Source organism: Desulfosporosinus lacus DSM 15449 (assembly GCF_900129935.1).
GTDB classification, from domain to species: Bacteria; Bacillota; Desulfitobacteriia; order Desulfitobacteriales; family Desulfitobacteriaceae; genus Desulfosporosinus; species Desulfosporosinus lacus.
Genome location: NZ_FQXJ01000006.1, coordinates 89053 through 116037, shown reverse-complemented (window position 1 = coordinate 116037; position 26985 = coordinate 89053). Strand labels below are relative to the sequence as shown.

Below are 26985 nucleotides of genomic sequence, written 5' to 3'. Positions count from 1 at the left end.
CATAATTATTAGGAGGAATTAATAAATGAATACAGTATTCAGAGGACGACATTTTATCAACTTAGAGGATTTTACTAAAGAAGAAATAGACACAATGCTTGATGTTTCGTTGGATCTTAAGAGAAAATTTGCTATGGGCGAAGATACTGATTATCTTCATAATAAAACCGGTTTCTTAATGTTCTTCGAGCAATCCACTCGAACCAGAAATTCAATGGAAGCTGGTATGGCTCAATTGGGCGGTCATGCTGGATTCTTGGATTCCAGCAGCATGCAAATTGCTCATGGTGAGACTGCGAAAGATACCGCTATTATTCTTTCTCGTTTTGGACATATGATTGCTTGCCGTTATTGCAACTGGGGTCGCGGTAACCAATACTTGACCGAGATGGCAAAATGGTCGTCAGTTCCGGTTATGAACTTGCAAGATGACCTTTATCACCCATTCCAAGGGTTGGCAGATTTGCTGACGATTAAAGAGAAGCACCAAGACTTGAGACGCAAAAAGATTTCGATCATTTGGGCTTATGCTGAAAGCCATAAGAAACCAATCTCTGTGCCTGTAACCCAAGTTCTTCTCTTCCCTCGTTATGGTATGGATGTTTGGCTGGCTTATCCAAAGGGTTGGGAGCTTCCTGAGTGGGTTATCACCCAAGCCAGAGAAAATGCTGAGAAGCATGGCGGTACTTTGACAATTACTCATGATGAGGCTGAAGCTTATAAAGATGCGGATATCGTTATTCCTAAGAGCTGGGGTAACTGGGTTACAGACCAAACCGGTGCTTCAGTTTCCGGTGCAACTGCAGTTATTGATGATGCCCTCGTTTCCAATAAGAGCTGGAAGTGCACTGAAGCCAAAATGGCTACTGCCAGCAAAGATGTTATGTATATGCATGCTTTACCTGCTGACCGCAACAATGAAGTTGAAGACTCTGTTATTGATGGACCACATTCTATCGCTTATGATGCTGCAGAAAACCGTTTGCATACAGCTAAAGCTGTTATGACATTGTTGGTAGGTGGAAAATAATTGTGAGTACACTAGCTGTTGTAGCAATTGGTGGGAATTCTCTGATTCGTGATAACGCGCATGAGTCCGTTGAGGATCAATATCAGGCTGTTGTAGAAACAGCCAAGCATATTGTCGGGATGATCGAGCAGGGCTATGAAGTGATTGTTACTCATGGCAACGGTCCACAAGTAGGGTTTATCTTAAGAAGGTCGGAAATTGCTAAGGATGTTGCAGCAATGCATCAGGTTCCTTTGGTCAGCTGTGGGGCAGACACCCAGGGGGCCATTGGTTACCAAATTCAACAAGCACTGGATAATGAATTCAAGAAAAGGGGTATGGATAAAACGGCTGTCACTGTTGTGACTCAAGTCGTGGTTTCTGAAAATGACCCGGCTTTTCAGAAACCTACTAAACCCATTGGTTCATTTTACACCAAAGAACAGACTGCAGAAATTCAAAAGGCTAACCCAACCTGGGTTATGATTGAAGATGCAGGCAGAGGGTATCGCCGGATGGTTGCCTCTCCTCAGCCTCAAGAAATTGTCGAAAAAAATGTTATCAATAAGCTAGTACGCGATGGCTATTGTGTTATTAGTGTTGGTGGCGGCGGAATCCCTGTAGTCAAGAGTGAGGACGGGTCACTGCGCGGTGTTGACGCGGTCATCGATAAGGATTTTGCGACTAGTCTTTTGGCCGCAGATATTAAGGCAGACGTCTTAATTATTTCAACGGGAGTGCCTACGGTTTATTTGAATTACGGCAAGCCTAATGAAAAAGCCTTAGATAAGGTGACGCTGGCTGAACTGAAGCAATATGTAACTGAAAACCATTTTGCTCCTGGCAGCATGTTGCCTAAAATCCAAGCTGTTATCAGCTTCCTGGAAAATGGCGGAAAAGAAGCGATCATTACCAATCCTGAATCGCTGGAAGAAGCTGTCGCAGGGAAGACTGGGACCCATATATATCCTTGATCCCATTAGTTCCTAAACTGGATTTAAATAAATAGAAAACTTGAGATGAAGAAGTTTAAATTCTTCATCTCAAGTCTCACAGACAATAGTAAAAAGAATATATTTATTCTATTTATTGGAATGAGAAGGGCAAATCTTTTTAAGTTGCTTTCTGAATTCAAAATATGCGCAGAAACGATTCCTCTTGGGAAACGATCTGCGTCAATTCTTTATCCAATAACTAACCGTCTCACTAATACCGGCTTTTCTTTTAGGAGAGTAGCTTCTCGTCATCGACGTGGCTACAGCGACAACTAGATCGCCCATGCCCGTGGGAAAAGTGGCACTAAGCTCCTAGATAGCATGTCATAGGTTTAATCTCGATTAATAGCCCATGAGTCAAGAATTTTGAGTATGCCACTATTACAGAGATCAGTAATCAGAGGCCGAAGGCCAGATGAATATTTAAAGAATCTGAATCGCCCTTGATAAGATAGATAGATTCTTCAGATTAAACACTGAGGAAGTTTCCATAATGTTTGTGACCCAAGATGAGGAGATTTCCCTTAAGGAGAAATGGACATGGGTATAGTATTAAATGGTGGAACTATTGTTACGGCTGCAGATCTATATCAAGCAGACCTCCGCATTGAAGGCGAGAGAATTGTGGCCATTGGCTGCGATATCAAGCAACCTGGTGACCAGGCAATAGATGTGGATGGCTGCTTTTTGTTTCCGGGAGGAATTGACCCACATACTCACTTCGATCTCCCCATGGGGGATTTTTCGACATCAGATGATTTTTCATCGGGTACAAAAGCAGCTGTATTAGGCGGGACAACAACTATCCTTGATTTTGCCACTCAGTTTAAAGGGGAAACTTTAAAAGAGGGCTTGATGAATTGGCATACAAAGGCTAAGGACAAGTGTTATGTCGACTACGGTTTTCATATGGCAATCACAGATTGGAATGACTCCATAGCCCAAGAAATGCCGGAGTTGATACGAGAAGAAGGGGTGCCGTCATTTAAGCTTTATATGGCTTATAAGAATGTCTTGCAAGTTGACGACGGGGCTTTGTTACAAGCTCTGCGCCAAGCCGGAGAATATGGGGCTCTGGTTTGTGTGCATTGTGAGAATGGTGATATCGTCTATGATTTGGTACATGAACATATAACCCAGGGTAAAACTGCTCCAAAATATCATCCACTGTCTCGGCCGCCGGTAGTAGAAGAGGAAGCAACCTCACGAGTTATTACCCTTGCTCAGTTGGCTGATGCTCCCCTCTATATTGTCCACCTGACTTGTAGCGGGGCACTTAAGGCAGTGAATGATGCGAAGTTAAAAGGGCAAGAGGTTTACGCTGAAACCTGCCCTCAATATCTCTTATTAGATGACAGCTATTACAGTGCCGAAGGTTTTAACGGTGCTAAATATGTGATTTCACCGCCTTTGCGTCCGGTTCATAATCAGGAAGTTTTATGGGCAGGCTTGAAAAATAGGGTCTTAGATGTGGTCGCCACGGATCATTGCGCACTAAATTATCAAGGACAAAAAGATAAGGGCCTCAATGATTTCAGCAAAATCCCCAATGGAGCGGCAGGAGTTGAAACCCGCATGGGATTGTTGTATACCTATGGGGTTTTGACTGGGAAGTTAACCTTAAACGATTTTGTAGCTCTAACGTCAACGAATGCAGCAAAACTCTTTGGATTGTTCCCACAAAAAGGAACCATAGCTCCTGGGAGTGATGCAGACCTTGTCGTTTGGGATCCCCGTATATCATCGGTTATAAGGGCTGCGGATTTGCATCAGCAGGTCGATTACACCCCTTACGAAGGTTTTAAACAGACCGGTCAAGCGATTCATGTATTCTTACGTGGAAAACAGGTTGTCCGGGATGGACAGCTAAAGGTGGATAAACCCACGGGGATATACTTATCCCGTAAGCCATTCCTTAAGAGAAAGGTTGGGTAATAATGTATACTATTGATATTAATGGCACAATTCATAGCGTGCAGGAGGATAAGAATCTGCTTGATTTCTTGCGAGATGAGGCACAGGTAACTTCACTTAAAAACGGATGTGGAGAAGGAGCTTGTGGTGCGTGCATGCTTTTAGTGGATGGTAAGGCTATGCGGGCTTGTATATTGACCGTCGCTAAGGCATCCGGAAAGAAACTTCAGACCGTTGAAGGGCTATCCGAGGGAGAAAAGGAAGCTTATACTTGGGCGTTTGCCGAAGCAGGTGCGGTTCAGTGCGGCTTTTGTATACCGGGTATGATTATCAGTGCAAAAGCCTTGATTGACAAGAATGCCAACCCCACTTCTCAAGAAATAAAGCAGAGTATTCGCGGAAATATCTGTCGTTGCACAGGATATATAAAAATTGAACAAGGCATTTTCTTGGCAGCTCAGGTATTACGCGGGGAAATAACCCCTAAGTCTTTACAGCCCGGGGCCAGAATCGGAACAAGTGTACAACGTGTGGACGCTCGTGAAAAGGCAATGGGAACGGGACAATACGTGGATGATATGCAGGTAGATAATATGCTTTATGCAGCGGTTTTAAGGACTAAGTACCCTAGAGCCATTGTCAAGGCCATCGATGTATCTGAAGCGCGTTCTTATCCGGGTGTAGAAGCGGCATTAACAGCAGAGGACATTCCGGCAGATCGCAATCACGGTCATATTTTTCCTGATTGGCCGACCATGGTTTCCATCGGACAAGAAACAAGGTATATCGGGGATGCAATTGCCATAGTTGCCGCTCAGACGAAAAAGCAAGCTCGAGAAGCCTTAAATTTGATTAAAGTGGAGTATGAAGAGCTCAAACCGATCCTGAGTCCGACAGAAGCCCTTGCTGAAGGAGCTCCTCGCATTCACGAAAAAGGGAATCTGTTAAGCACAACCAAGATTAAACGAGGAAATCCTGAGGAAGCGCTTGCTAATTCCGCACATGTGGTTACGAATCGTTATACAACCCCGCCTACTGAACATGCCTTTATGGAACCGGAAAGTGCTTTAGCCATCCCTCAGGAAGACGGAGGGGTCACAATTTACGTTGGAGATCAAAGTGTTTATGATGATCAACATGGGATAATGGCGATGCTTGGCTTGCCCGCAGAAAAGGTGCGTGTAATCAGCAAATTGGTCGGTGGCGGATTTGGCGGTAAAGAAGATTTAAGCGTCCAACATCATGCCGCTTTGCTAGCTATAAAAACCCAGAAACCTGTCAAACTAACCTTTACTCGCCAGGAAAGCATCTTAGTGCACCCCAAGCGCCATGCTATGGAATTGGAAGTTACCACTGGATGTGACGAGAAGGGGAAGCTGACGGTTATGTCCGCTAAGATTGTTGCTGATACGGGGGCTTATGCCTCTTTAGGCACTGCTGTTCTGCAACGGGCGTGTACCCATGCCAGTGGTCCTTATCAAATAGCTAATGTAGATATTACCGGGCTCTGCGTTTATACGAATAATCCTCCGGCTGGAGCATTTAGAGGCTTTGGTGTCCCCCAGTCCTCTTTTGCGGCGGAGACAAATATGGATCTCTTAGCAGAAAAAGTGGGGATTTCTCCTTGGGAAATTCGGTACCTCAACGCTCTCGAACCGGGGATGGTTAATTCCACCGGTCAGATTACAGATGAGGGAACTGCCATCAAGGAGACACTTCGTGCGGTTCGGGAAGTGTATGAGTCTCATCCACATGCTGCGGGAATTGCCTGTGCTATGAAAAATACCGGCATTGGAGTGGGTCTTCCGGATACCGGGCGGGTAAAAATTAAAATTCTTAATGGGAAAGCGGTAGTCCTGACCAGTGCTGCCTGCATTGGACAAGGTTTTGCCACTATTGCAACACAGATCGTTCATGAAGCAACGGGTTTGCCCCTGGAACAGATTGAAGTTGGTGCTCCAGATACCTGTTTGACGCCTAATTCCGGTACAACAACTGCTTCGCGTCAGACTATGTTTAGTGGTGAGGCCGTGCGTCAAGCTTCTCTGAAACTGCAACAAGCGATGCATAATGCTACTTTTGAGGACTTAGACGGGCAAGAATTTTACGGGGAATACTTTGGGGAAACCGACCCCATGAATTCAGATAAGCCAAACCCAATTAGCCACGTTGCCTATAGTTATGCAACTCATGTTGTTCTGCTAAATGAACAGGGAATGGTGGAAAAAGTGGTCGCTGCCCATGATGTGGGAAGGGCCATCAATCCGAAAGCCATCGAAGGGCAGATTGAAGGCGGAGTTTGCATGGGATTAGGCTATGCTTTGCGAGAGGATTTTCCTCTTCTTAATGGTGTTCCAACAGCTAAGTACGCCAAGTTAGGACTTTTGCGGTCGACAGAAATGCCTGAGGTTGAATCTGTGATTATTGAAAAGAATTCCTCTCCATTAGCTTACGGTGCCAAAGGAGTAGGGGAGATCGCCTCGATTCCGACGGCTCCGGCAGTTGCATCCGCATATTATAAGTTTGATGGCAAACTGCGTTGTTCCTTGCCACTGAAAGAAACTCCTTATAATAAAAAATAATTTTGAATTTTCTTATTTTTAGCGCTTGAACAATGTCTCAAACTCACGTAAACTATCCCTAAACAGTCTTTAGGAGTTAAACATGACTAGTTCGGCAACAAGATCAACGTTTAGTTCGACAATCGGAAGCGGCAGTCTTTGGAATATGACTCAGCATTTACCTGTTACCACATTCATCGGGGCTGGAGGGAAGACGACGTGTCTTCGATCACTGTCTCATGAAATAGCATCCGCTGGTTTGCAAGTAGTGGCAACTACTACGACAAAAGTCTATCCTGAGGAACACATGAACCCTTGGAGGAATCTCAATCCTCCCCCCAAAGAAAAGGGTGCTTGGTTCTGGTATGATAAACTAGAGGATGTAAGTGGAAAATGGCTTGGCCCATCAGTTACTGCGGTTGACAATGCTATCGCAAAGGATATTCACTCATTTGACTTGCACAACTTGAAGGGTCGGCGTTTTTGGGTGATTGAAGGAGATGGTGCACGAGAGCGCAAGTTAAAGTGCTGGGAGTCCTATGAACCGCAAATTCCTAAGTATACGGATTGTGCTGTGTTAGTGCTGGACCGGGGGTTATGGGGAGATGTTCTGCAAGAGGATCACGTTCATAGATCTCATAGGTGTAAGGATCTTCTCGGTCAGGTTTGGAAAGCAGAGAGTGCTTGGAGATATTTTTTAAGGTCTCCTGTCTTTGCTCCTCAATATGAGCAGATGTCTTGGGTTATTCTCTTGAATGGTCCGGGAAAAACTATTGAGAACAAAAAGATAATAGATCCAATGGATTCATTGGATCTATTACACGATCTTAAGCATAAATGGTTAGAAACCCAACAGAATGAGGTACCCTTCGAAGGGAGACCAAGTCATTTACGCCTGGCCGTGGGGGATGCCAAAGAGGGGGACTTGCGTTGGTTCGATTTGTGGTAATGGCCGCAGGTTTGGCTACTCGAATGGGGCGAGATAAACTTGCTCTGCCTTGGAAGAAGACCACTGTCCTAGGGCATGTTATTGAAACGATTCTTGAAACGATCAAACTACATAAAAGTGAATCAATGTTAGCAAAGATTGAGATTCACGTTGTCTCACGACAAACCATTGATACCTATGTTTCAGAAGAGGGTATTAGAGAGTTTAGAGAGCATGGCGGGATTTGGCATTATGTTCCAAGCCCTCAACCTCTTGCGCAGACGATTAACATAGGATTACAAACTATAAATAATCAAGTACATAGTTACGCTTTTTTACCCGGGGATCAGGTAGGAATTAATGTTCAAGAGCTCTCAGCCTGCCTGGGAGAGGTGCTTAGGTTATGTCCGGATTTCCTTGTGCCCATTGCCGGGGATACAACAGGTTCCCCTGTATTTTTTCATAAGCGATACCTCCCGGAACTATTGGCGCTCCGGGGTGAGCAAGGCGGAAGAGTTGTTTTAAATAAATATCCGGATCGGTGGCTGAAATTTTCTGTTAAGGAAAATTTATTTTGTGATGTTGATACACCTGAACAATATAACGCTTTATTTAACAAACTATAGTTTTGCTAAGAGAGTTAAACTTCTCAATAGATGTAATTCTAATGTCTGCTATTAAACAGTTAATATTTGAACCCTAAAGATAGGAGAAATGTGCGAATGAACAATAAACTGGTTATGAATGGGCCGGTGGTTTTAATTCGTGGGGCTGGGGAACAAGCTTCCGGCGTCGGTTGGGCTTTGGCTAAAGCAGGATTTAGAGTAGTAATGACGGAAGTGGCTGAGCCTTTAATGGTCCGCTGGCCGGTATGTTTTGGTACTGCTATTGAAGAGGGCCGTTGGCAAGTTGAAGAAATTATGGCTTGCCGTATAGCTTCTCCGACCTCAGATTGTGAAACTGCTTGGAAAGCGGGAGAAATCCCAGTCCTTGTTGATCCTGATTTGAAGACATTACCTGAGCTTAATCCTTCAATACTGGTTGATGCAATTATGGCCAAACTAAACATGGGGACAAAGCAAAGCATGGCCCCGTTAACCATCGGTTTGGGACCTGGTTTTACTGCTGGAGAAGATGTAGATATTGTTATAGAAACTAACCGAGGGCATCATCTGGGCCGGATTATTTATTCTGGGCCAGCTCAGCCCAATACCGGGATTCCGGGAGAAGTTAAGGGTATTTCTAAAGAACGTGTTGTCTATTCAGCCAAGACAGGGGTCTTTAAAGCTAAGCGGGCTATTGGAGAACAGGTTTTAGCGGGAGATTGCTTGGGTGAAATTGAAGACGGGATAGAGAATACCAAAGTAGTGTCCTTTATCAATGGGGTTTTAAGAGGGTTATTGAGAACAAATACCCGGATTTCTGAGAATGTAAAAATTGGGGATATAGATCCTCGTGGGAACGAAGAATACTGTTGGACGATTTCGGAGAAAGCACGTGCTATAGGGGCCGCAGTTTTATTAAGCATCCTGGAATGCGGTATCATTAGTCCCCTGCGTTTAAAAGGCTAGAAATTGTTTCATTCGTTTGAAAAAATAGGTATATTCTTATTGGCGAATGAAGTTTAATTCATTTTGTGGATCATTTTACCTAAAATGTAAGACAATTTTTTATATTTAAGCAGGATAACCTATATACAAATCGAATGTTTATATTGTAATATGTGTATTAGATCTTATGTCTTAAAACCGTTTTAGAGAATGAATCAGATTAATTGATTGCTCAATAATTAAATACTGAATTCTACTCATATAACCTCGATAATTGGTTCGAGGGTTTCTACGAGGCAACCGAAATTGCTTCTCTATGAGCCAGGGATGGCCATAGAGTCTTGCAATAGAGGTTGTTTTTTTGTGCTGTCAAATTATAGATGAGGTGAAAAAAATGAAGTATTTTCAACCGTACAGCGTGGAAGAGGCTATAGAAATAGCCCATGCATCCGAGTCTACTTTCTTGGCTGGGGGAACCGACCTTGTACTTCATATGCGTACCGGCAAAGCTCAGCCCTCTGGTCTCATAGACCTGGGCAAAATCTCCGTACTTCGCGAGATCAAAGAAGTTGACGGGTTTATCGAAATCGGGAGCATGGCCACCTTTGCAGAATTAGGAAATAGTGAACTCGTTGCCCAAAATGCCTATGCCCTATGGCAGGCCTGTCAATCCATGGGTTCTCCGCAAATTCGTAATCAAGCGACTTTGGGCGGAAATTTAGGTAACTGCTCACCGGCTGCAGATGGCTTGCCACCACTATTGGCGTTAGGGGCAGAGGTCCATTTGATTTCGCAAGAGGGGGAGGAATTTGTACCTTTATCCACTCTCTTAAGCCGTACACCACTCCTCGGGCAGAACACCCTCATTCGTGGATTCCGTATTCCTATCACTGGTTGGCAGAGTGGTTTTTCAAAATTAGGCAGACGCAGAGCGTTAGCCATTGCCCGTTTAAGTGTCGCCGTGGCTGTAGAAATAAATGGAACCCGAGTGGAAAATGTTCGCGTAGCTTTAGGAGCTGTGGGCAGACGAGCTTTCTTAAGTGAATCTCTTGGCCGGGAATTAAGCGGTCTGGAATTAAATGGGGCTTGGTTGGAAAAAGGGGTTTTGGAAGTCCAACAGATAGTCAGAGAAGCTTTGGGGGCGCGGGCATCTGCGCCCTATAAACGGACAGCGGTTTCTGGAGTCTTTCGTGAGGCGTTAGCGTCGATCATCACAGAGGGAGGGACACAGGCATGATAGAGATTAAACTTGTTGTAAATGATAAGCCTTATACTTTGGAAGTTGAACCAAGTGAACGTCTCATTGATGCTTTACGCAACCGTTTGGGACTGCTTGGAACGAAAGAAGGGTGTGGGGAAGGAGAATGTGGGGCCTGCACCGTGATTATGGACGGTAAAACAGTGAACTCCTGTCTTGTTCTGGCTGCTCAAGCTAACGGAAGTGTTATTACGTCAATTGAGGGAGTGGGAAATCGGCGCTCACCTCATCGTGTACAGAAGGCTTTTGTCGAAGTTGGAGCCGTTCAATGTGGTTTTTGTACCCCTGGAATGGTTTTATCAGCTAAGAATTTGCTGGATAAAAACTCGAAGCCTAGTAATGAAGAAATTGGAATTGCCATGTCAGGGAATCTTTGTCGCTGTACAGGGTATGATAAAATTTTGCGGGCTGTAAAAATCGCTGCTGAGGAGGGAAAAGAATGAAAACTTCAGTGGTGGGTTCCCGAGTTGTCAGAGAAGATGCCTGGGGGAAAGTCTTCGGGCAAACGAAATTCCCTGCAGACGTGAATTTGCAGGGGCAGATCTACGCAGTAGTCATTCGCAGTCCACATCCTCATGCCAGAGTTCTTGGGATTAACAGTGAACAAGCAATGAGCTTAGCTGGTGTGGTGGCTGTCTTAACGGCCAAGGATGTTCCTAATAATTCCCACGGTGTACTCTTTCGCGACCAGCCCGTCCTGGCAGAGTATATTCGAATGGTTGGGGACCCAGTGGCGGTTGTCGGAGCGGAAACAGAGGAAATTGCTCGAGCTGCTGCCAAGCTCGTAGAAGTAGAATACCAGGTTTTGCCGGCGGTGTTTGACCCAGAAGAGGCTATGAGGCCTGATGCGCTCCCTCTTCATCCAACCCTACGGCCGACAAACGTCTTATACCACATGCCAATTCGTCGGGGCAATTTGCAAGAAGGCTGGGCTCAAGCAGACGTCGTAATTGAAAAAGAGTACAGTACTCAACATGTGGACCATGCCTTTTTGCAACCCGAAGCAGTGCTGGCTCATGTGGATGAACGCGGACACATGGTGGTGGAAACAGCTACCCAATACGCTCACTATGATCGAGGCGAGATTGCCCATGCGTTAGGGCTTCGTTTTAGCCAGGTTCAAGTCAAAACCTTAGCGGTGGGAGGAGCTTTCGGAGGACGGGAAGATATTTCACTTCAGATTATGGCGGCCTTAATGGCCTGGAATACGCTCCGACCTGTAAAAATGGAAAACACCCGGGAAGAATCCTTTTATTCTCATTCCAAACGTCACCCTATGCGGATGCACTATAAAACAGGAGCGACGAAGGATGGGAAATTAGTTGCCCTGGAAGCTAAAATTATTGGGGATGCAGGTGCTTACTCTTCCTGGAGTATCAACGTTTTGCGTAAGTCTGCGGTACATGCCAGTGGACCCTATGTCATCCCGAATGTTTCAATTGATAGTTATGCTGTCTTTACCAACAATCCTTATTCTGGAGCCATGCGTGGCTTTGGTGCGGCCCAAACAGTCTTGGCCTATGAGAGTCAAATGGATCTCCTCGCGAAGGAAATTGGAATTTCTCCATTAGAGATTCGCTTGCGTAATCTTTTTAAGGTTGGAAGTACGACGGCTACAGGTCAAGTATTGACCGGAAGTGTCCCACTTGATCAGTGCTTGGCGAAAATCGCGCCTTATCTCCAAAGAGGGGGGGACTCTCAATGAAAAAGAGGGGAATTGGGTTAGGATGTTCGTGGTATGGCACGGGTTATGGGAACGGTTTCCCGGACGTGTCCAGTGCCTTTGTAGAAATTCATGATGACGGGTCAGCGACGGTGTTGACGGGAGCTGTCGACGTCGGACAAGGAAGCAACTCAATTTTTGCCCAAATCGCAGCGGAAGAGCTTGGACTAGAGTCCCAAGATATCTGTGTCTATTCCGGTGATACGGATGCAACCCCTGATTCAGGAACGACGGCAGCGACTCGGCAAACCTATAATACTGGAAATGCTGTTCTTAAAGCTGTTCGCCAAGCAAAATCCTCTTTGTTGGATTATGCTGCACATGAGTTCTCTTGCCCAACTTCAGAAGGAATAGAGCTTAAAGAGGGTTTTATAGGAGTCAAAGGAGACCCTTCACGCCGTATGCCCTTAGCTGACATGGTTTTTCAAGCCCGTTTAAAGGGTGAACGGTTTATAAGTGCCGAAAGTTCGACGGCGCGTTCGACTCCTGTCGATCCGGAAACCGGACAAGGTGCTCCTTACTGGCCATATGCCTTTGGATGTCAGATGGCTGAGGTAGAAGTAAATACTGAAACTGGTATGGTCCGTGTTCTCAAAGTGGTTGCAGTTCATGACGTAGGAAAAGCCCTGAATCCAACTCAAGTTGAAGGGCAAATTGCGGGAGGAGTAACCCAGGGAATAGGGTTTGCTTTGCTTGAGGAACTGGAATTAAAAGAGGGTAAAATTAATAATCCGGCCCTTTCCAGTTATTTGATTCCCACGGCCTTAGATGTGCCTAGTATAGAAGCTTTATTCGTGGAAGATGCAGAGTGCACAGGTCCTTTTGGCGCTAAGGGACTTGGTGAACCGGCAATGCTTCCAACAGTTGCGGCCATCATTAATGCTATTGATGATGCTGTGGGAGTAAGGATTACGTCTTTACCAGCGACACCGGAAAAAATTCTGCAAGGGTTAGCAGAGAAGAGGGAGGGTTTGGAAAAGTAAATTAAAGAATATAGGGTGTAAAGCAGAAGGATAAGAGCTAGGTTTAGAGTTACAGCTAATCGGTTTTAAAGTCAAGGCATTGATAGCCGTTGAGAGTTATGTTTCATTACAACAAAGTTTAATAAATTTAGTAAATTTAGCTTAAACTACCTGAAAATAGCATAAGGAAATTATTTTAATGGGAGGGCTGTCCATGTCAACCGTTACAAATAAGAAGAATCCATCAGATCAACCCGAAGGCTTTTTAGAAAAATTTTTTCATCTCAACGAATTAGGGACAAATGTTCGAACGGAAGTATTAGCAGGAATAACCACGTTTGTTACGATGGCCTATATTTTATTCGTCAATCCTAATATTTTGAAAGATGCCGGCATGCCAGTGGCTGCCACATTTGCAGCTACGGCTATTGCGGCTGCAGTCGGCACACTAATTATGGGCTTGTATGCTAACTACCCCATCGCCTTAGCACCTGGAATGGGGTTAAATGCATTCTTTACGTATGCTGTTGTACTTGGTATGGGACTTAGTTGGCAAACTGCACTCGGAGCAGTCTTTATTTCAGGATTTGTTTTTTTCCTTATGACGGTGACAAAAGTTCGGGAATGGATCATCGAGGGTGTACCTCCGGTCTTGCGACTCTCTATTGGGGTAGGGATAGGCTTATTTATTGCTTTTATTGGACTTAAAAACGGTGGTCTAATTGTTGCTGACCCAGCAACGTTTGTCGCTTTGGGCGATATGAAGTCATCTGGTGTCCTTGTCACCGTATTCGGGTTGATCGTTACGGGCTGGATGATGGCTAAGAACATTAAAGGTGGTTTGTTAATCGGGATCGCTGTTACGACCTTATTTAGCATGATAATGGGTGTCTCTCCGTTCCCAACTGGAATATCCAGTTTCATTTCAACTTCCAATCCTTTGGCAGCAATTGCACCGGTCGCTTTCCAACTTGATATTATGGGAGCAATAAGTTATGGTTTCATTTCGATTCTCTTTGCTTTTACGTTCGTTGACTTGTTTGACAATATCGGTACTCTGCTTGGAGTATCTCGAAAAGCGGGCCTTTTAGATAAAAACGGGAACTTGCCCCGTGCTGGTAAAGCTTTAATGGCGGATTCAGTGGGAACTATGTTCGGCGCGGTCGTGGGAACGCCTACAGTAACTTCCTATATTGAAAGTGCTTCCGGTGTAGCAGAAGGTGGTAAAAGTGGATTGACAGCAGTTACTGTCGCAGGTCTTTTTGCCATCTCCCTGATTTTTGCTCCTCTTGTCGGTTTGATTCCGGGACAAGCCACAGCACCTGTCCTTATTCTCGTGGGTGTCTTGATGATGAGCGAAGTAACACAAATTAATTTCGAAGACTTTACAGAGGCATTACCAGCCTTTATGACAATTGTTATGATGCCTCTAACCTTCTCTATTGCTCAAGGTCTTGCGTTTGGATTTATGTCCTACACGATTATTAAACTGATTACAGGAAGACACAGTGAAAATAACGCAGTCACTTATATCTTAACAATTCTCTTTATCATTCACTTTATTATCGGATGACATTAATCTGCCCAGTATGGTTTGGAGAGATGTGGCTGAAACACATCTCTCCATGATTGGGAAACACTGGTGGAATTTATGCCATATATAAAGTATAGTTAATCTTATCTGGGGCTGTAGCGAAATTTAAATTTGTATGCCAGATATATGTCGGGATTAGTTATTTTAATAAGAATCTCTAAATCTAGAATTCAGATATCGCATACAATAGAGTTGCCTAGATAACCTAATGCATGGCGTCGGTCGGCGAAGAGCGCCTTCGCAAGAAGGGAAAGGATGGGAATAGGATGCGTATTCTCTTTAAAAATGGGAATATTGTAACAATGAATGCTGGGCGTGAGATCATTCAGGGGGATCTGCTTGTAGATGGGTCTGAGATCGCAGCAGTTGGTGGTGTCATCGAACAACCTGCAGATCAAGTAATTGAGCTTAATGGCGATTTAATAATTCCAGGCTTAATTCAGACTCACATCCATTTGTGCCAGACATTATTTCGAGGTCAGGCTGACGATTTAGAACTTTTAGATTGGCTGAAGCTAAGAATTTGGCCGCTGGAAGGCGGACATGATCCGGAATCCTTATATGATTCTGCTTTATTAGGTATTGGCGAGTTATTCCTTGGTGGTACAACGACGATTGTGGACATGGAGACTGTGCATCATACTGAACATGCTTTTGAGGCTATCCTTGCCAGTGGCTTAAGAGCCCTGAGCGGGAAGGTTATGATGGATGACTGCAATGGAGATATTCCACCTTCCTTGCAAGAGAAGACGGAAGAGTCTTTGCAAGAAAGTGTCGATTTACTTGAGAAATATCACGGTAAAGGAAATGGACGACTCGAAGTTGCGTTTACGCCCCGCTTCGTTATTTCCTGCACCGATTCATTATTAAAAGAAGTTTCTAAGATTGCCCGTGAAAAAAATGCTTTTGTGCATACACATGCTTCGGAAAATCGCTCGGAAATCCAACTTGTAGAGAGTACGCGAGGAATGCGCAATATCATTTATTTGGATAAAGTGGGCCTAACTGGGCCAAAACTAATATTGGCTCATTGCATCTGGCTAGATGAGGCAGAAAAGGAAATTCTGGTCCGGACCAAGACGAGGATTTCACATTGCCCCTCTTCGAATTTGAAGCTGGCCTCGGGGATTGCTCCGATTCCAGAACTTATGAAACGCGGTGCAGAGGTTTCCCTAAGCGCAGACGGGGCACCCTGCGGCAATAACTTAGACGGATTCCGAGAAATGCGTCACGCTGCCCTGATTCAGAAACCTTTACACGGACCGACGGTCATGCCGGCGCGCGAGGTCTTTGAACTGGCCACTCTTGGCGGTGCTCGGGCCATCGGACATGAACATGATCTGGGAAGTCTGGAAGTTGGGAAAAAAGCGGATATAGCAGTGGTTAGCCTGCAAGGATTACACACATGGCCGATTGAGCATGTTGATGTTTATTCACAATTGGTATACCAGGCTGTTTCCTCCGACGTGCGACTCACAATGGTGGATGGGCAAATAGTGATGAAAGATCGGCACTTGTTAACGATTGATGTGCCGAAGCTTAAGGTTAGCTCTACGAAGAGTTTGAATCGTGTAATGCAAAGAGTAGGACTTGTTTAACACAGCCCTCGAACCGTCCCCCTTGCCCCTGAAAGGCTTGGCGTCAGCCAAGCTTTTCTCAGTATCTGTATGAATGGAGTGTGAAGTAGATGTTGAGCTTTAAGCAAAGAATGGATGAAGCCAGGGGGCTAGTTAAGATTGACTTGGTTCTAAAACGCGCTAAGTTAGTTAATGTCTTCTCAGGAGAAATCCATGAAACAGATATAGGGGTTCATCAAGGTAACTTTGTTGGTATTGGAAGGTTCGAGGAAGCAGAGAGGGTACTGGATTTATCCGGTAAGTATGTTGTCCCTGGACTGATTGACGGGCATGTCCATATTGAAAGCTCCCATCTTTGTCCGGAGGAGTTTTGTTCGCTTCTTCTTTCTCATGGAGTAACAACTGCTGTTGTAGACCCCCATGAAATTGCTAATGTTTTAGGGGGGCAAGGAATCCAATATATCCTCGATAGTGTTGAAGGGTTACCTTTTAACACCTTTGTCGCACTTCCTTCTTGTGTTCCGGCAACAGATTTGGAGACTTCAGGGGCTCGTCTCGGAGCAAAGGATTTATTAGAATTCGTTGATCATCCTAAAGTCATTGGTTTAGGCGAGGTTATGGATTATTTGGGAGTGATCCAAGCCGAATCGGATATGGTAGAGAAGCTGAAACTTCCTGTGTCCTTTTTTGATGGGCATGCTCCAGGAATATCTCCTCAGGATTTGAACGCCTATTATTTGGCGGGAATACATACAGAACATGAATGCTCAACAGTTGAAGAGGTTAGAGAGCGTTTGCGGCGGGGTTTCCACGTGATGCTTCGTGAGGGAAGTGCTGCAAAAAACCTCTTGGATCTTTTGCCTGCAGTGACTTCCCAAAATGCAGGACAATGTCTTCTGGTGACAGATGACCGTCATCCGAGGGATCTTGTCCAGGAAGGAAGCATCGATCATCTGGTTCGTCTGGCAATTAAGGCAGGAATGGACCCTGTCCAAGTAATTCAAATGGCGACGATCAATGCGGCTCGTGCAATCGGACTCTCTCATTTAGGTGCCGTAGCACCTGGATATCAGGCGGATTTTGTCATTCTGGATGATTTAAATGAGTTTAAGATTAATGAAGTCTATTGGCGCGGCATAAAACAAAGTGGAAACGGAGTGCGACCTAAATTCCCACCCTTGAGTGTTGCAGGACTCACTGAAAGTATACATATTGGGGACTGGTCCCCATCTAAGCTCAAAGTTTATACAGACAAAGAATCAAGATCGTCGAATGCTCGGGTTAAAGTTATCGGAGTTCAAGAACATTCTCTAGTAACATCTGCCTTAATTCGAGAACTGCCAGTTAGTTATGGCCTTATTCATCCAGACCCAGCCCAGGGTATAGCTAAACTTGCTGTGCTTGAACGTCATCATAAAACAGGAAATATTGGGGTTGGATTTGTCGAAGGTCTGGGATTAACAAAAGGGGCTATCGCTTCAACCGTTGCTCATGATTCACATAACCTAGTTGTCGTGGGAATGAGCGATGAGGAGATGAACCTGGCAATTATGACCTGTGTTGAGATGGGGGGCGGGCTTTGTCTTGTAGATGGAAGTCAGGTGATAGGAAAGCTTCCTTTACCGATAGCTGGGCTTATGACAGCTCAGGGCGCCGAAGAGGTTGCACAAATCCTCAGTCAGTTGCATGTGAAGGCGGTTAGTTTGGGGATTAGTGAAAGGGTAGATCCTTTTATGACCCTAGCCTTTCTTTCCTTACCGGTGATTCCTGAACTAAAGCTAACGGATTTGGGTTTGGTTGACGTAGAAAAGTTCCAATTAACTAAGGTTGTTGTGTAAAAATAGAGTTAATTGTCGAGATATCGAAATCTCATGGGACTAAAGGGAAAAATTATTGATATATCACTATTTATAAAAGGTTTTTAGTAATTTTTGACGAAGTAAACTTTTAGGACCGGAAAGGCACAAATTTGGATAGGGTGAAAGTTCATGCGTTTGGTAAATACTCGTTATGTTAAGGAAGGATCAGTCTTAGCACGTCCTGTGATCAACTCTTCAGGTAGGATTCTATTACAGGTTGGGGTTCGCGTGACGGCTTCCTATATTGAACGACTAATAGCTATGGGGTATGATGTCCTTTTTATTGAGGATGATCGATTAGAAGATGTAGAATTTCATATGTCAATTACCGGGCAAACTCGTGAAGCTGCTTATAAAACAATTAAAAATGTCAGCAGATATATTGAAAGTGGTCAGGAAAGCACCTTAGTGGTGGCTGATGTGCGATCGTCTGTTCAGCAAATGATTAATGATCTATTGTTTAGTACAGACATCTTGGGAAATTTGACAGAGATTCTAGGGTATGATGATTATACCTTTCACCATTCGATTAATACAACGATAATTGGACTTGTCTTAGGTATCGCATCAGGATATTCTGAACAGAAATTGATTGAGTTTGGCATGGGAATTCTCATGCATGATATCGGTAAGATCTTAATTCCAGAGAATATTCTCAATAAGAAAACCCCACTGACAGATGAAGAATTTGAGGAGATTAAACGGCACACCACAGACGGGTTTAACATTTTGCGTAAAAACAATGATTTTGGTTTGCTGTCGGCACACGTAGCCTTTCAACATCAAGAAAAATGGGATGGCACGGGTTATCCGAGAGGTCTTAAAGGATACGAAATACATGAATATGCCAGACTGGCGGCGGTTGCCGATGTATATGAAGCTCTGACCAGTAAACGGGTTTATCGCAAGGCCCTGGAGCCGAATGCGGCCTATGAATATATAGTTTCCCAATCAGATACCCACTTTTGTCCACAAACCTTAGAAATTTTCAAGAAACATATTGCGGTTTATCCCTCCGGTTCAGGTGTTCTCTTAAGTAATGGACAAAGAGGAAACGTTGTAAAACAGAACCACGCTTTCCCAAATCGCCCCTTTGTCAGGGTATTCTACGAGAATGAAGAGGAGCTTGACTCTCCGATTGATTATAATCTGGCAGAATATCCTTCTCTTATGATTACTACAGTAGATAATCGCTAAATATTGGTATTCCTTTTTAAAAGAGGAAGGGGATGTAACGAAACTTGTTTTTCAGTTTATTACATTCCTGCTTTATTTGTAATCCCCTTATATATTAGAGGACTGTTCACCTTAAAAGGTGTACAGTCCTCTATTTTGGGATAGGGCACCACCAGCTTGAAAAAATCTCAAGTTTCGTTACGGCCCCATCCCTTTTAGATATTAGGAGTTTTCCAAAAGTGTTCTGAATTCTTCGACCTGATGAACAGGTGTTTGACATGTGAAGTTTTCACATAAATAAGCTGTTACTTGACTTGGATCCAGGGGGTAATCCTTAATCCAGGGTACAGTGTCACTGAGACTTCCCTCTTGGTAGAGAACCGAAGCGAAGGGGCGAAATGTAGAAAAGAAAAGCTGGCGCATTTCTGGGAGTTCTTTTGAGTTGAGAGAACCCGCCAGAATTAATTCCTGAGAAGGGTGAAGGGCAAATTGAAGAGCTTGCAAAAAAGCTGTATACCCTGAGGGGTGTTCCTCTAGAACCGATCTAAAATCGAGAAGCTGTTGTTCCGCTTTTCGTTCCCAGCGCTCATCGCCAGTGAATCGAGCGAGTCGAAGCAGGTTGAGAGCGGTTATCGAGTTACCGGAAGGCAGAGCTCCGTCATAGCTTTCTTTTGGACGGAAGAGGAGTTCTTCAGCGTCTGAACCAGTGAGATAATATCCGCCGCCTTCGTCATCGAAAAAGAGACGATCCTGTTCCTCTTGAAGTTGAAGTGCGGTTTGGAGTATATGGGGTTTACCATTAGCCGAGTAAAGTTCCAGCAGGCCCCAAATCAAGAACGCATAATCATCCAGGTAACCCAGGTAGGCTGTATCGCCCTCTCGGTAGCGTGCCATCAGACGACCATCCCTGCGTCGTAACTGGGTAAGGATGAAAGTTGTGGCTTTTTCAGCAGCTTCCAGATAAGTATTACTGCCAAGAACTTGAGCCCCTTTTGCCAAGGCAGCAATCATTAACCCGTTCCAAGCAGTTAAAATCTTATCATCCTTGTGAGGATGGATTCGTTTTTCCCGTTCTGCAAAGAGAGCTTGGCGTGGATTTTCTAGGGACTGCAGAACCTCTTCCTCTGATAAAGAGTTATCCTGAGCCACTTTCTTGATATTTCCTAATAAAAGGTTGGGAATATTCTTCCCCTCAAAGTTTCCTTTAGGTGTTATGTCGAAAACGGCACAATATTTAGCGGCTGTCTCCTTGTCAAGAACAGCTTCAACCTCTTGGGGAGTCCAGACGTGGAATTTTCCTTCTTCCCCCTCGGCGTCAGCATCTTCCGCAGAATAGAACCCGCCTTCAGGGGAGGTCATGTCTCGAAGTACATAAGTGAAAATTTCCTGCGCAATCTGAGCATCTTTTGGAAAATGGGAAACTTGATAACTTTCTAAGTAAGCTAAAGCCAGTAAGGAATTATCGTAGAGCATTTTCTCGAAATGAGGAACTAACCATTTATCATCCGTACTATATCTTGCAAATCCGAATCCGACATGATCATATATTCCACCAAGAGCCATTCCATCGAGAGTTTTCCGGACGATTTCCAGGGCTTTGTCCTGAGGATGATCCTCTGCATAGCGAAGCAGGAAGGTTAGGGTATGGGGGGTGGGGAATTTTGGAACTTGTCCAAATCCTCCGTGACGTGAGTCAAAGCTTTGGGCTAAGGTGGAGTATGCTTTAGAGACTACTTCATTTCCCCACGATTTAAAAGACTCTGAACTGTCCTTGAGGTCTGAAATAGGGGTGGTGGTTTTATCGGGCAGTGAACGCCCTGAATGGACTGCAGCTACAATTTGATCCGCTGATTTTCGTAGTTTCTCCTCGTCCGTTGCCCAGAGAGTCCCTACTTGTTCTAAAAGTTCCATCATACCTTTATATCCGTAGCGCTCTGTTTTGGGGAAATATGTACCCGCAAAAAACGGCTTTTTCTCGGGTGTCATCATAATCGTAAGCGGCCAACCCCCTGAACCGGTTAAAGCCTGACAGAAGGCCATGTACAAATGATCAACATCCGGGCGCTCTTCACGATCCACTTTGATGGAGACAAAGTAGCGATTGAGTAAGGCGGCAATTTCGTTGTCCTCGAAGGATTCCCGTTCCATAACGTGACACCAGTGACAAGTGGAAAATATTACCAATTAGGAATACCCAATAGAAAGGAAAATCGGTTTGTTCTCAGCTTTGGCTTTATCAAACGCTTCTTTTCCCCAAGGAAACCAATCAACAGGATTATTTGCATGTTGAAGTAAATAAGGTGATTTTTCCTTGGATAGTCTATTGGGTTTATTCATAATAGTCATATGGGCAACACCTCCTTTTTTGCTATTTCCGCAGTTAATATACCCAAACAATACTTAACTAACGCATTAGTGGATATTGGGCATAATTACATTTTGTGTAATATTCATTATAATATAAAAGATGCACAAATTATACGAGTATGGTGGGAACAGAAAAGGAGAGCCACAATGCAAAGAATAAGGATTGCTTTAGGACACGATGATATATTCAGGGAAAAGTTATTAATAGCCATTAAAGAATACAAAATTACATTAAACACTTTAAATAAAGTAACTGAAATTGATATTAATTGGCTTTCAGATTATATAAACGGAAACAAAGAATTACTCGATTTGCCGCGTGAAAAGCAATTTCTTTTATTGAATTTAATTACTTTCTTATCCGAGGGAATACAAACAATTAGCGAGGATGAGAGAATTAAGGGTGTCATTGATTTACTTATACAAATTTTCGGACTTGAGTTAGAAACTATATCGCTTTATGCTGGACTAGAAAAACAGGATATTGAAGACTTTATGAATGATACTACTTCGATTGACTTTGAAAAGAAATACAAGTTAGCAACCGCTAGTATGATGTTGCATTATCTTTTTAAGAAATAAATATTCTTATTTTGAGGGTATTTTTATAGAACATGCTTTGCTAATTCTTAAACTCATTAGTACAAATCGGATGGCTCTCGTTGGGATAACCCGAAATAAAGAGAGCTGATACAGGAGGTGTAGCTAGGTGTATGATAATAATAAAATTATTAATGCAATGGAAAAATGCCTAAACAACAGCGAAAGAACTATTTTCAAGGCAAGGCATGGTATAGAATCTGTGCCTATGACATTAGAACAATTGTGTTCGCACTTCAACATCTCTCGCGATGTATTAAAATCGATTGAAAGTAAAGTCTTACGTTACTTAGAACAAGAAGAAAATTAATGATAACAGGTTTATTCTCTGTCTTCGCTTTCTGAAAAGCCTTTTTCCCAATTCATTATTTCAAGGGGGCAAGGAGGTGGTCAAGTTGCTTGCGAGTGAATATATGGAAACAATTGGAGCGGAACTTTATAAATTGTTGGGTACTAAATATCCGTTGACTCACTCGAAAGTGCCAAAAACATATTACAGAAGGCAAGAGTCAACGCTTTCAAGAAATATATTGATATAAAATCAGTTAAAATGCTATACTGAAGATGCAAGCTGGGTATTATCTAAAAGAGGTGAAAGAAAATGGCTACGGCTTCTTTCGATAGAAAAATAATAGTAAAAGATAAAACGGCTGTGGATGTTATCGTAAAAGGGCTAGAGTCTCCTGTTATGGCTAGCTCTTATTCTACTGTTGACATTTCACAAGAATTTAAAAGAGGTAAAAACGCATTAAAAAGGTTCTCATCTCGCTCGAAGAACTCTTATCAGAAGTAGGAGTAGATGAGACTCACGCTATTTTATCCACTTTTGTATGCACCAAAGACCCAGATGTGCAGTCTTTTCTAGCCACCAAAGCTACTTTATTTGAACAGATTTCAAAAAGCAGGACTTTTTTAATAGTTGATGAAGATTCCTTGGATGATGGAAATTTTAGAATATTGGCATATTTTAGTTTGGCACTAAAGTCTCTTAAGTTAGATAATTCACTTTCTAAAACTCGAATTAAGAAAATTGATGGGCTGTCAAACAAAATAGAGGATACCTCAGTCTATTTGCTTGGACAGCTCGGCAAAAATGAGCTTTATCATAAAGACATAGAAGGTAAGGAAATACTTGAGAAATATGTTTTCCCCCTTGTGATACAGGCTGTTAAATACGTAGGCGGGAGAATTATATTGATTGAATGTGCTAATAGGGAAAAGCTTATCAGCTTTTATGGAAATAATGGCTTTGTTTACTTACAAGAAGATGAATATGTTCAAATGATACGATTTTTGGTTTGAGTTTATTAAACCATTACGATTCAGATATAAATTAGAACAGATAATATTTGCTTTGCAAGATAAGACCCAGGGGTATAAATGCCCTTGGGTTTTGCAGTTAATAGGTTACGTGACACCAGTGGCAGGTGCTTAATCGACACCAAAGTCAGCTGTACCCAATGGATAAGAAAACAGGCTTATTTTCCGATTTGGCTTTTCGAAACGCTTCATCTCCCCAAGGAAACCAGTCAACAGGATTGTTTGCAACTCGACATCATCGCCGTTCTTGTCAAAGATCCAGTGAGCAACAATTCTCGTAGTTAACTAGACAGTAAGAAAAGCATAAAGTGAAGTATACCCTCCCTCGTTGTTAGACGCAGGGAGGGTATTTTAATTTCATCCTGGTTTTTTTCATCCATTAAAGGAATAATCAATATATGCCTGTTTAATATTCTTAAAGAGTTCTCTGGAGATTGGAATAGGCTTATCTGAAAAGGTGATTATTGCTTTATCGGTAAGGCGATGAATGCAGTCCATATTCACAATGTAAGAGCGGTGGGGTTTTATAAACCGTTTGTCCCTTAGCAAGTCGTTTTCGAGCTGGCTCATCGTACCATAGCTTTCCAAAACTTCACCACTTGTTAAGTGAAAGAATAATGTTCGCCCTAAAACCTCGGTATATTCAAGGTTATGTAATAAAATTTTAGTTAAACACGTTTTACATTTTACAAGGATTCCTTTTTCTTTTTCAACTGCAATATCAGCACAAGCCTTTTCTAAAATGGGTATAAGCCCTTCTTCTATGATTGGCTTTAGAAGATAATAAAAAGCATCTACGTTGTAAGAATCTACGGCAAACTCGCGTGATGAGGTTAAAAATATTATTTTAGAAAGGTTGTTTTTCTTTCTAATCTCTGTTGCAACCTCAATACCCGTCATCAAAGGCATTACAACATCTAAAATTAAAAGATCGTAGCTTAAACCATTTTCCATTGACATAAGCAAATCCAAGCTGCTCGAAAAGGTTTCGCATTTAATGTTGTATTTAGAGCTATGAGAAGCTTTAAACTTCTCTACGATTTGTTTTATTTGTAATAATTCGGAGTTATTGTCATCGCATATTGCAATTTGTAGCATAAAAAAGTGCCATTCCTTTCGCTGTGCTCAAAGGGACAAAAGCAAGATTGTCCTTCTTATGAGGGCTTTTTTGTTGTACCCTTTTATTCTTGAATAGAATACGAAGTCTTTCAACTTAAACCACAGGCTAGATTACATAATAAAGATCACTTAATTATAGCATTAAAATATAGTATGTGAGATTTTGTAAAGCTCAAATTTGATTTTTCGATAAGATCTTCTACATTTCATAACGAAAAACATACAGTTCATGAAGAGGGTAACTTGGTTCAAATATTCTATGATATGGTAAAAAGGTAGGCTAAAGAAGAGATGTCAGATAAAAAGCACCTGCACTCATAAAGTACAACATAGAGAGGAAGTTACGAGTGATTATTAAAGGAAGAAAATACTTTGTGTGGCCACTAGTTATGATTTTTTTATTAACACAGGTCTTTATAACCCCGGTCATTGCCCTATCCGCAGAAGTAGGCTCGGGAGCAGGGACAGCAAAAGACAGGATCGCCGGAGTAGACCGGTATAAAACAGCCGTAGCGGTAGCCCAGAAAGGTTGGGAGACCTCAGACTATGCGGTATTGGCCAGAGGAGATGACTTCGCGGATGCCCTTTGTGCCGCGCCGTTAGCCCAGAAATATGGAGGACCTATCCTTCTGACCCAACCGAAGCAACTGAATGCTGATACTCTCACGGAGTTAAAAAGACTAGGGGTCAAACACCTTTTCATAGCTGGCGGGTCAGGTGCCATAGCCCAAAGCGTCGAAGACACTTTACAAGCAAACGGGATAGCTACCATAGAACGGCTCTATGGTTATGACAGATATGAGACATCTGTTAAAATCGCTCAAAAGATCGGAACTACAAGCAAGGTAGTCCTCGCACCGGGGAATGACTTCCCGGATGCTCTTTCCATCTCAGGGATAGCAGCAAAGCTGGGGATGCCGATTTTACTTACAGCTAAAGACAGTTTACCGGCAAGCGTTGGCAACTATTTCCGGACCAACAGTATCACTCAGACCTATGTGGTCGGAGGGACAGCTGTGATCAGTGATGAGGTAGCCAACGGTGTACCAGCTCCCTCCAGACTTGCAGGCATTGACAGATATGCAACCAATGTAGCCATTCTGCAGAGCTTTGCTAGCGAACTTAACTTTGACAACATTTATGTCGCCACAGGCATCAACTTCGCGGATGCGCTATCCGGTGCAGTCCTGGCAGCCAAATCATCTTCGCCCTTGGTACTGATCGACAAGACTATGCCGACAGGAACAGCAAACTACCTTCAAACCAAACTCAAACTTTCCAGCAAAGTCTTCGGACTGGGTGGCAGTAGTGTTGTACCTTCTGCTGTTCTCACAGGCATAGTGAATGCAAAAGAACAGATCCCTGTAGAAGAGAAATACAGCACAGCAGGAACCTATGGACCGGAAACGGGAAGCAAGACCATCCAGGGCAGTGTCATCATCAGTGCCCGTGATGTCACCCTGAAGAATACCATTATAGAAGGAGACCTGCTCTTAGGCGGAAGTATCGGAGACGGTAACGTCACCCTAAGAGATGTCACAGTGAAGGGGAAAACCATCATTAATGGTGGCGGACCCAATAGCATCATCATGTATAACTTTAACGGTCAGACTGTCGTCGTGGACGTACCCGATGGTGGGAATGTGCGCCTCCTCGCTCAAGGAAGCACCAGTCTCGCCGGAGTCAGCATGGAATCCGACGGAATACTTGAAGAGTCAGGAACTAGCGGGAACGGCTTTGTGAATGTAGCCATTCCTGAAGGCGTTCAAGTCACCTTCATTGGAGCATTCGCGCAAGTAAACGTTGAAGCGAGCGGGGCAAGTATCAACCTGCCCACTGGCAGCAGCATTACCACGCTGAATGCAAATGCAGCATCCAATATTACTGGCCAAGGTCAGATTACCGCAGCAAATGTTAAGACCGATGGCGTGACTATAGAACGGACACCTACTAACACGACCACGGTAGCCAGCGGACTGACAGCGATGGTCGGTGGTACACTGGTGACTGGAACGAATAATTCAACGCCATCTGGGGGTGGTGGCGGAGGCGGAGGCGGTGGAAGTTCGCAAATATCTGTAACTGCTATTGGTAGTATCACCGGGACCGCTCAGGTCGGAGTTGAATTAACAGCGGGAGCACTGACACCATCAGCTGCAACAGTAGGTTATCAGTGGACAATATGTGACACAATTGATGGAACGTATACTGACATAAGTGGAGCAACAGTAAGTAAATACACACCTGTTGGAGGTGATGTAGATAAATTCATTAAAGTCGTAGCAACAGGTATTGGAAGCTACTCTGGCACTGTAACCAGTGTAGCAACGAGTGCAGTAGAACTAAATGACACCGCAAAAGTAGCAGCAGATAAAACAGCCTTAGTGGATGCAAACCTAAAGGGAGCAAATGCTGACTTATCGAACATCACAGGAGCACTAACAAACCCATTGCCAGCAACAGGCTCAGTGAA

21 protein-coding genes, 2 pseudogenes and 1 riboswitch are annotated in these 26985 nt (G+C 43.6%); of the genes and pseudogenes, 20 read left to right on the top strand and 3 right to left on the bottom strand.

Going from position 1 to position 26985, the window contains the following annotated elements; genetic code table 11:
- Positions 1–25 precede the first annotated feature (25 nt).
- The 15 genes from BUB11_RS09440 (at position 26) to BUB11_RS09370 (ending at position 19127) form a co-directional block, all read left to right on the top strand.
- Positions 26–1030 carry an ornithine carbamoyltransferase gene (locus BUB11_RS09440; RefSeq protein ID WP_073029515.1) on the top strand — a complete coding sequence of 335 codons (1005 nt, stop codon included), beginning with the start codon at positions 26–28 and terminating at the stop codon, positions 1028–1030.
- 2 nt (positions 1031–1032) lie between these two features.
- Positions 1033–1983 (top strand): carbamate kinase, encoded by a 951-nt coding sequence (arcC, locus tag BUB11_RS09435; RefSeq protein WP_073029514.1) that lies wholly within the window; start codon positions 1033–1035, stop codon positions 1981–1983.
- A gap of 561 nt (positions 1984–2544) precedes the next feature.
- Positions 2545–3939, top strand: coding sequence for a dihydropyrimidinase (gene hydA, locus BUB11_RS09430; protein WP_073029513.1), 1395 nt, complete (start codon positions 2545–2547; stop codon positions 3937–3939).
- A 2-nt stretch (positions 3940–3941) separates the two neighbouring features.
- Complete coding sequence (xdh, locus tag BUB11_RS09425; RefSeq protein ID WP_073029512.1) at positions 3942–6500, top strand: selenium-dependent xanthine dehydrogenase; 2559 nt, start codon at positions 3942–3944, stop codon at positions 6498–6500.
- Between the two features lie 82 nt (positions 6501–6582).
- The gene (gene yqeC / locus BUB11_RS09420; protein ID WP_073029511.1) at positions 6583–7428 is read left to right on the top strand and encodes a selenium cofactor biosynthesis protein YqeC; all 846 of its coding nucleotides are present in this window, start codon (positions 6583–6585) and stop codon (positions 7426–7428) included.
- Positions 7410–8033, top strand: a complete 624-nt coding sequence (locus BUB11_RS09415) for a nucleotidyltransferase family protein (protein ID WP_073029510.1) — start codon at positions 7410–7412, stop codon at positions 8031–8033. Before yqeC ends, BUB11_RS09415 begins: the two co-directional genes overlap by 19 nt.
- A 96-nt stretch (positions 8034–8129) precedes the next feature.
- Positions 8130–8978 (top strand): selenium-dependent molybdenum cofactor biosynthesis protein YqeB, encoded by an 849-nt coding sequence (gene yqeB, locus BUB11_RS09410; protein WP_073029509.1) that lies wholly within the window; start codon positions 8130–8132, stop codon positions 8976–8978.
- A gap of 216 nt (positions 8979–9194) precedes the next feature.
- A riboswitch (purine riboswitch) is annotated at positions 9195–9294 on the top strand.
- Positions 9295–9351: 57 nt separating this feature from the next.
- Positions 9352–10194 (top strand): FAD binding domain-containing protein, encoded by an 843-nt coding sequence (locus BUB11_RS09405; RefSeq protein WP_073029508.1) that lies wholly within the window; start codon positions 9352–9354, stop codon positions 10192–10194.
- Entirely contained in the window at positions 10191–10658 is a 468-nt protein-coding gene (locus tag BUB11_RS09400) for a (2Fe-2S)-binding protein (protein WP_073029507.1), read from the top strand. Before BUB11_RS09405 ends, BUB11_RS09400 begins: the two co-directional genes overlap by 4 nt.
- A complete protein-coding gene (locus tag BUB11_RS28765) occupies positions 10655–11920 on the top strand; it encodes a xanthine dehydrogenase family protein molybdopterin-binding subunit (protein WP_073029506.1) in 1266 nt (421 codons plus the stop codon). Before BUB11_RS09400 ends, BUB11_RS28765 begins: the two co-directional genes overlap by 4 nt.
- A complete protein-coding gene (locus BUB11_RS28760; RefSeq protein WP_073029505.1) occupies positions 11917–12921 on the top strand; it encodes a xanthine dehydrogenase family protein molybdopterin-binding subunit in 1005 nt (334 codons plus the stop codon). Before BUB11_RS28765 ends, BUB11_RS28760 begins: the two co-directional genes overlap by 4 nt.
- Positions 12922–13114: 193 nt before the next feature.
- Positions 13115–14473: an NCS2 family permease gene (locus BUB11_RS09385; RefSeq protein WP_073029504.1), complete on the top strand. Its 1359-nt coding sequence runs from the start codon at positions 13115–13117 to the stop codon at positions 14471–14473.
- A gap of 287 nt (positions 14474–14760) precedes the next feature.
- On the top strand, positions 14761–16092 hold the full coding sequence (locus BUB11_RS09380; protein WP_073029503.1) for a 5'-deoxyadenosine deaminase: 1332 nt from the start codon (positions 14761–14763) through the stop codon (positions 16090–16092).
- Between the two features lie 89 nt (positions 16093–16181).
- Positions 16182–17909, top strand: coding sequence for an adenine deaminase (gene ade, locus BUB11_RS09375; protein WP_073029502.1), 1728 nt, complete (start codon positions 16182–16184; stop codon positions 17907–17909).
- A 150-nt stretch (positions 17910–18059) separates the two neighbouring features.
- On the top strand, positions 18060–19127 hold the full coding sequence (locus BUB11_RS09370; RefSeq protein WP_073029501.1) for an HD-GYP domain-containing protein: 1068 nt from the start codon (positions 18060–18062) through the stop codon (positions 19125–19127).
- A 201-nt stretch (positions 19128–19328) separates the two neighbouring features.
- On the opposite strand, the pseudogene BUB11_RS09365 reads toward BUB11_RS09370, so the two are convergent.
- A pseudogene (locus BUB11_RS09365) lies at positions 19329–21452 on the bottom strand (thioredoxin domain-containing protein).
- A gap of 168 nt (positions 21453–21620) precedes the next feature.
- Between BUB11_RS09365 and BUB11_RS09355 the strand changes: the two are divergent.
- The 4 genes from BUB11_RS09355 to BUB11_RS09340 all read left to right on the top strand — a co-directional run bounded on the left by BUB11_RS09355 (position 21621) and on the right by BUB11_RS09340 (position 23375).
- Positions 21621–22055, top strand: a complete 435-nt coding sequence (locus BUB11_RS09355; protein ID WP_143187592.1) for an HTH domain-containing protein — start codon at positions 21621–21623, stop codon at positions 22053–22055.
- Between the two features lie 127 nt (positions 22056–22182).
- Entirely contained in the window at positions 22183–22383 is a 201-nt protein-coding gene (locus BUB11_RS09350) for a hypothetical protein (RefSeq protein ID WP_073029498.1), read from the top strand.
- 291 nt (positions 22384–22674) lie between these two features.
- A complete protein-coding gene (locus tag BUB11_RS09345; RefSeq protein ID WP_073029497.1) occupies positions 22675–22866 on the top strand; it encodes a hypothetical protein in 192 nt (63 codons plus the stop codon).
- A gap of 56 nt (positions 22867–22922) precedes the next feature.
- Positions 22923–23375 (top strand): hypothetical protein, encoded by a 453-nt coding sequence (locus BUB11_RS09340; RefSeq protein ID WP_084110228.1) that lies wholly within the window; start codon positions 22923–22925, stop codon positions 23373–23375.
- A 151-nt stretch (positions 23376–23526) separates the two neighbouring features.
- Here BUB11_RS09340 and BUB11_RS28755 read toward each other — a convergent pair.
- A pseudogene (locus tag BUB11_RS28755) lies at positions 23527–23619 on the bottom strand (DUF255 domain-containing protein); the annotation flags it as partial.
- A gap of 146 nt (positions 23620–23765) precedes the next feature.
- Positions 23766–24491 carry a LytR/AlgR family response regulator transcription factor gene (locus BUB11_RS09330; protein WP_073029495.1) on the bottom strand — a complete coding sequence of 242 codons (726 nt, stop codon included), beginning with the start codon at positions 24489–24491 and terminating at the stop codon, positions 23766–23768.
- 410 nt (positions 24492–24901) lie between these two features.
- Between BUB11_RS09330 and BUB11_RS09325 the strand changes: the two genes are divergently transcribed.
- Positions 24902–26985 (top strand): cell wall-binding repeat-containing protein (locus BUB11_RS09325; RefSeq protein WP_159436921.1); only part of this gene is annotated, 2084 nt, incomplete at its 3' end.

Coding starts and splice junctions, on each gene's coding strand:
- BUB11_RS09440 (WP_073029515.1), top strand. CDS start 26: ATGAATACAGTATTCAGAGGACGACATTTTATCAACTTAGAGGATTTT.
- hydA (WP_073029513.1), top strand. CDS start 2,545: ATGGGTATAGTATTAAATGGTGGAACTATTGTTACGGCTGCAGATCTA.
- xdh (WP_073029512.1), top strand. CDS start 3,942: ATGTATACTATTGATATTAATGGCACAATTCATAGCGTGCAGGAGGAT.
- yqeC (WP_073029511.1), top strand. CDS start 6,583: ATGACTAGTTCGGCAACAAGATCAACGTTTAGTTCGACAATCGGAAGC.
- yqeB (WP_073029509.1), top strand. CDS start 8,130: ATGAACAATAAACTGGTTATGAATGGGCCGGTGGTTTTAATTCGTGGG.
- BUB11_RS09405 (WP_073029508.1), top strand. CDS start 9,352: ATGAAGTATTTTCAACCGTACAGCGTGGAAGAGGCTATAGAAATAGCC.
- BUB11_RS09400 (WP_073029507.1), top strand. CDS start 10,191: ATGATAGAGATTAAACTTGTTGTAAATGATAAGCCTTATACTTTGGAA.
- BUB11_RS28765 (WP_073029506.1), top strand. CDS start 10,655: ATGAAAACTTCAGTGGTGGGTTCCCGAGTTGTCAGAGAAGATGCCTGG.
- BUB11_RS28760 (WP_073029505.1), top strand. CDS start 11,917: ATGAAAAAGAGGGGAATTGGGTTAGGATGTTCGTGGTATGGCACGGGT.
- BUB11_RS09385 (WP_073029504.1), top strand. CDS start 13,115: ATGTCAACCGTTACAAATAAGAAGAATCCATCAGATCAACCCGAAGGC.
- BUB11_RS09380 (WP_073029503.1), top strand. CDS start 14,761: ATGCGTATTCTCTTTAAAAATGGGAATATTGTAACAATGAATGCTGGG.
- ade (WP_073029502.1), top strand. CDS start 16,182: ATGTTGAGCTTTAAGCAAAGAATGGATGAAGCCAGGGGGCTAGTTAAG.
- BUB11_RS09370 (WP_073029501.1), top strand. CDS start 18,060: ATGCGTTTGGTAAATACTCGTTATGTTAAGGAAGGATCAGTCTTAGCA.
- BUB11_RS09355 (WP_143187592.1), top strand. CDS start 21,621: ATGCAAAGAATAAGGATTGCTTTAGGACACGATGATATATTCAGGGAA.
- BUB11_RS09345 (WP_073029497.1), top strand. CDS start 22,675: ATGGCTACGGCTTCTTTCGATAGAAAAATAATAGTAAAAGATAAAACG.
- BUB11_RS09330 (WP_073029495.1), bottom strand. CDS start 24,491: ATGCTACAAATTGCAATATGCGATGACAATAACTCCGAATTATTACAA.